Source organism: Hungatella sp. SL.1.14 (assembly GCF_024460495.1).
GTDB classification, from domain to species: Bacteria; Bacillota; Clostridia; order Lachnospirales; family Lachnospiraceae; genus Hungatella; species Hungatella hathewayi.
On record NZ_JANFYJ010000484.1, the window covers coordinates 1 to 291 of the forward strand.

A 291-nucleotide genomic window follows, 5' to 3' on the forward strand; every position below is an offset into this window, starting at 1 on the left:
CGAAAGATTTAAGTTAGAAAATATGATAACGGCAATATAATGAGGAACAAAATATGGTTTTAACCATTCAAGAGCGCCTAAAAGACCTGCGTGTAGAGCGTGGGCTGACGCTGGAACAGCTTGCGGAGCAGACCCACCTCTCCAAGTCTGCGCTGGGCAGTTATGAAGCGGAGGATTTTAAGGACATCAGCCACTATGCCCTTATCAAGCTGGCGAAGTTTTACAGCGTGACCGCCGATTACCTGCTGGAGCTGTCCGAAACAAAAAATCACCCAAACGCCGATCTTGCAG

At 47.8% G+C, this 291-nt stretch carries 1 protein-coding gene; it reads left to right on the plus strand.

The window, feature by feature from the left end; translation table 11 throughout:
- Positions 1-53: 53 nt before the first annotated feature.
- On the plus strand, positions 54-291 hold a 238-nt coding region (locus NE473_RS31945), incomplete at its 3' end, for a helix-turn-helix domain-containing protein (RefSeq protein WP_256265714.1).